The following is a 4,318-nucleotide window of genomic DNA, read 5'->3' on the forward strand; positions in this document are numbered from 1 at the left end:
GTATGATACAGCACCGCGACTGATCCAAATTGCGATCGCAAGGAGGCGCCATGCTCACCGTCCATCATCTCGGCAAGTCGCAATCCGAGCGCATCGTCTGGCTGTGCGAGGAGCTCGAAATCCCCTACGAGCTGAAGCGCTACGCGCGCGATCCCGTTACCATGCTGGCGCCGCCCGACTACAAGGCGCTGCATCCGATCGGGTCAGCACCCGTGATCACCGACGGCGACTTCGTGCTCGCCGAGTCCGGCGCCATCGTCGATTACATCATGGCCAAATACGGTAATGGACGCCTTGCGCTCCGCCCAGATCATCCTGATTTCGCGCAGTTCCTGTACTGGTTTCACTTCGCCAACGGCACGCTGCAGGCCGGCATGGGCCGGCTGATGATCCTGAACCGGCTCAAGCTCGCCGAGGACAATCCGATGCTGGTCGCGAGCAGAGGGCGGACCGACCGCGCCTTCGACCTGGTCGATGCGCGGGTTCGCGACGCCGAATATCTGGCGGGCGACAGCTTCACCACCGCCGACATCATGATGGGCTTCTCGCTCACCACGATGCGCTACTTCCAGCCCTACGATCTGTCGCGCTGCCCGAACGTGGTGAACTATCTCGGCCGCATCGGCGCGCGGGCGGCCTACCGGCGCGCGATGGAGAAGGGCGATCCGGGAATGGTGCTGCTGCTGAGCTGAGCGGCTGCCCGGTTCACGCGATCCGGTTCGTGGTGGCCGCCCGCTCGTTCGCCAGCTGCTTCTGCAAGCGATCGATGTTCTGCAGCAGGCGCTGGCTGGTCAGCACCAGGAAGTAATAGCCGAACTGCGGATCCTGAAAATAGATCTCGAGCAAGCGGTCATAGGTGATCGTCAGCACCTGTCCGTCTTCGATGCATTCGATCGTTCCGGTGCGCCGGTTGTCCGGCGTGAGGAAGCCGAGCTCTCCCATGAGAGCTCCGGGCCCGATCTCGACATTGATCTCCTTGACCAGGAACTTGCCGGTGACCGTGAGGAGCATCTCCTTGGCGGGATCGCCCAGTTTGAAGAGCGTATCGCCACTGCGATATTTGCGCTCGGTCATGAACGGCTTGAGCCACTCGATCGACATGTCGCCTTCGGCCGCATGGCGCGCCTTCTTGACCAGCTTGAGCATCTGCCGCAGGCGCAGGGCGTTGATCGGAAGCAGTAGCAGATAGAGCAGGAAGGTCGAGACGTTGGCCGAGAGCGCGCCGAACACGGCGAAGAACGCACAGCCGACCATGTTGGCGACKCGCAGGGGCACCATCGTCCGCATCAGGAGGGTGGCGACGAAGAACCCGGCGCCGACCGCGGCGAACAGATTGGCCAGCGTGATGTTTTGGACAAAGATCTCCAGCATCCGGTTGAAGATCGCGTCGTAGGTGACGTTGTTGGGATCGAGGCCCATCTGGACCAGGATCTTCGCGATCCTGAGATTGTCCGTCGCCGCATCGAGAATGCGGTCGAGGATCGAGGAAATGTCTGCGCTGCCGGACGGCATGTACTAACCCCGCGTAAGGCCTTCAGTCCTGGTCGGTATGCTCGACACGTATAGCCGAAATCGAATGACGACTGCTTGAAATGAAGCCTTCGGCCGCCATGTCGCAAGAGGCAAATTTTAGCCTGATCGGGCGTTTCGGCAATTGCCCGTTGGTGTGCGCGTGGCCGTGGCGCGCCCGTGATTCGGGGCCCCCCGGGGGCGCCGGGCTTCGCCGCCGTGGACCGTGGCGCCCCGGTGGGGCGGGGGCGCAGGGCGACCAGCCTTATGGCTTGGCGGCGGGCTGCACGACCTGCTGCTCGACGAGGTCGAGGTGCCCCGGCAGCGAACCGGCGCGCAGCAGCATCGCGACGCTATTGGCTTCCTCCAGGGTGAAATTGCCGGAGATCTGGCCGGAGCCTCCGGTGATGGGCTCGCGGATCACCGGGGCGGAGATCACTTTGTCGTCGAGCACGATGGCGAAGGGTCTTCCGACGTTCTCTGCGGYGATGTGGGCGAAGCGCCGCGTGCCGCGGCCGTTAAAGCGGAACGAGGCGATCGGGTCCTTCGTGCCGCTGGCAAATCCCGGGCCGGCATAGCTGATGTCGTCGCCGTCGAGCGCGCTGTCCTTGGCGACCAGGTAATGCCGCCCGTCCTTGAAGCCGGGCAGGACTTCGGTGCCCGTGGGCGGCGTGCCGGATTGTGCCTGCTCCGCCGGCATCGAGACGTCGATCAGGCGGAAGCCGACCTTGACCTTCCTGGCGAAGACCGCGGTCACGCGCCCGGGCTCCATCATGCCCGGGATGAAAATGCGGATGCGATCCGTGCCATCAGGCTGGACGCTGGCGAGGTTGATGCCGGCGTCCTTGAGGCGCTGCTCGATCATGGCGATGGAATCTTCGACGAGATCGCGCAGCCGTGCCGCGGATGCGGCATCGGTCGCCGCGAGCCTGATAAGTCCGTCGCCACCGTCGGTCACCGTGAGCGCATGCGATGGCAATCCCTCCGCGGCCGAGGCGAGTTTGCGCTTCAACTCTTCGCGGCCCTTGGCATCCGCGATCTTCAGTTCGACGCCGGCGTCGCGGATCGCAAGACCGGCGAAGGCAATCTTGCCCTCGCGCAAGGTCTTGTAGACATCGTCGCGCAAATCCGTGACGACGCTCTCGCGCAGGCCATCGCTGTCCACCTTGTAGACGATGCGCGAGCCGCCCAGCTTCTCCATCTTGTCGGCGACGAAGGCGGCGATCCTGGCACGCATCTTGTCGAACTGGCTGTCCTCGGCGAGCGCCGCGCGAGGCAGGACGATCGCTGAAGTCATGATGGCCGAAGTCACGGCGAGCGCGACAATCAGCCGGGTGACGCAGTCCCGCGGGGGCGTGGTCATGATTTCCTCGAGTCTTGCGGCAGGACGCTGGCAGGCGAGTCCGATGCCAGTTCTTGGTCCCCGGATCGGGCGCGGAGGTTCAATGGTCTCGAATACGCTGCTACGGCCGTAGCCGTTCGGCCATGGACGAACGCTCAATCATCCATCATTCTGTCCGCGCTCGACCGGCCATCGGCCGAGACCTCGCCGAACCAAAATGTCAAAAGACAGGGGGCGGGGAAGTGCATCTGAGGGAGGACGGAATTCCATGGCGGGCATCCACGCGCTCGATCGGCTGATCGGCAACGACTATCCGGACCTGGCGACAGACGCAGAGGTCCGGGCCWTCGAGCAGGTTCCTTACACCGATCGCGTCGCGGCCGAGAGCACCTATGACGCCATCAGGCTCGGCGCGGCGCGCAATCCCGACGGGGCCGCGATCCAGTTCCTGCAAAACGCCGATCCGGCGGACACGCCGGTTGTGGTCACGTACCGCGACTTCATCGGCCGCGTCACGCAGGCCGCCAACATGTTTCACGCGCTCGGCGCGGAGAAGGGCGACGTCATCAGCTTCATGCTGCCGCTGGTGCCCGACGCCTTCGTGACGCTGTTCGGCGCGGAAGCCGCCGGCATCGCCAATCCCGTCAATCCGTTGCTCGAGCCGCACCAGATCGCGGAAATCCTGGAGGCCGCGAACACGAAGATCCTGGTGGCGCTCGGGCCGATGCCCGGCACCGACATCTGGCAGAAGGTCGAGCAGATCCGCCCGCAGCTCAAGCATCTCAAGGCGATCGTGCAGGTGTTCGGTGGCGGCGACCCCGCCAAGGGAATCTTTGCCTTCAACGATCTCATCAAGCAGCAGCCGGCCGATCGCCTCGTCAGCGGACGCACGATTCTCGGCAGCGATATCGCCGCCTATTTCCACACCGGCGGCACCACCGGCACGCCGAAGCTGGTGCGGCATACTCACGCCAACCAAGTCTATCAGGCCTGGGCGCTCAATCTGCTGCTGAAGTCGAAGCCGGGCGCCAACATGCTGTTCGGCATGCCGCTGTTTCACGTCGGTGGATCGCTGACGCAGGTGCTGCTGACGCTGTCGAGTGGCGGCTCGCTGGTCGTGCTGTCGCCGAGCGGGTGGCGCAATCCGAATGCGGTGAAGAACATCTGGGGGCTGGTCGAGCGCTTCAAGCCCGAGGCGCTGTCGAGCGTGCCGACGGTGCTGGCCGCGACGTTGGCGGTGCCGCCTGATAATGCCGACATCTCCAGCCTGAAATATGCCGCCGGCGGCGGCTCGGCGATTCCGGTCGCGGTCGGCTCGGCGATCCAGGAGAAGCTGAAGCTGCCGGTGGTCGAGGTCTACGGCATGACCGAGACATCGAGCGTGCACACGCTGGCCTATCCGTCGCGGCCGATCCGGCTCGGCTCGGTCGGCCTTCCCATGCCTTATGCGCGCGTGCGCATAGTGCA

General features: G+C 64.6%; 4 protein-coding genes. 2 read left to right on the top strand and 2 right to left on the bottom strand.

The genetic code is table 11. From position 1 onward, the window contains the following. Positions 1-50 precede the first annotated feature (50 nt). Positions 51-692 carry a glutathione S-transferase family protein gene (locus tag AC1D00_RS29255; protein WP_477013057.1) on the top strand — a complete coding sequence of 214 codons (642 nt, stop codon included), beginning with the start codon at positions 51-53 and terminating at the stop codon, positions 690-692. A gap of 13 nt (positions 693-705) precedes the next feature. On the opposite strand, the gene AC1D00_RS29260 is transcribed toward AC1D00_RS29255, so the two are convergent. After that, a complete protein-coding gene (locus AC1D00_RS29260) occupies positions 706-1,512 on the bottom strand; it encodes a Crp/Fnr family transcriptional regulator (protein ID WP_027548663.1) in 807 nt (268 codons plus the stop codon). A 262-nt stretch (positions 1,513-1,774) separates the two neighbouring features. Next, positions 1,775-2,872 carry a SecDF P1 head subdomain-containing protein gene (locus tag AC1D00_RS29265; RefSeq protein ID WP_477013058.1) on the bottom strand — a complete coding sequence of 366 codons (1,098 nt, stop codon included), beginning with the start codon at positions 2,870-2,872 and terminating at the stop codon, positions 1,775-1,777. A 247-nt stretch (positions 2,873-3,119) separates the two neighbouring features. Between AC1D00_RS29265 and AC1D00_RS29270 the strand changes: the two genes are divergently transcribed. Beyond that, on the top strand, positions 3,120-4,318 hold a 1,199-nt coding region (locus tag AC1D00_RS29270; RefSeq protein ID WP_477013059.1), incomplete at its 3' end, for an AMP-binding protein.

Source organism: Bradyrhizobium sp. P2_E8, from assembly GCF_056403875.1.